Origin of the sequence: Desulfuromonas acetexigens, from assembly GCF_900111775.1 — a bacterium.
In the GTDB taxonomy this organism is placed as follows: domain Bacteria; phylum Desulfobacterota; class Desulfuromonadia; order Desulfuromonadales; family Trichloromonadaceae; genus Trichloromonas; species Trichloromonas acetexigens.
In genome coordinates, this window is the sequence record NZ_FOJJ01000035.1 from 451 (window position 1) to 917 (window position 467).

At 51.2% G+C, this 467-nt stretch carries 1 rRNA gene (running past one end of the window); it reads right to left on the bottom strand.

From position 1 onward, the window contains the following. A 16S ribosomal RNA gene (locus BQ4888_RS12245) occupies nucleotides 1–85 on the bottom strand; its annotated part reaches 450 nt to the left of the window's first position; the annotation flags it as partial. Between the last annotated feature and the right edge of the window lie 382 nt (nucleotides 86–467).

Genomic DNA, 467 nt, shown 5'->3' on the forward strand with positions numbered 1-467 from the left:
GACTACTGGGGTATCTAATCCTGTTTGCTCCCCATGCTTTCGTACCTCAGCGTCAGTATTAGGCCAGATGGCTGCCTTCGCCATCGGTATTCCTCCAGATCTCTACGCATTTCACCGCTACACCTGGAATTCTACCATCCTCTCCCATACTCTAGCTTCCCAGTATCGAATGCAATTCCTAAGTTAAGCTCAGGGATTTCACATCCGACTTAAGAAGCCGCCTACGCACGCTTTACGCCCAGTAAATCCGATTAACGCTCGCACCCTCTGTATTACCGCGGCTGCTGGCACAGAGTTAGCCGGTGCTTATTCTGCGAGTAACGTCCACTATCCTAGAGTATTAATCTAAGTAGCCTCCTCCTCGCTTAAAGTGCTTTACAACCAAAAGGCCTTCTTCACACACGCGGCATGGCTGGATCAGGCTTTCGCCCATTGTCCAATATTCCCCACTGCTGCCCCCCGTAGGG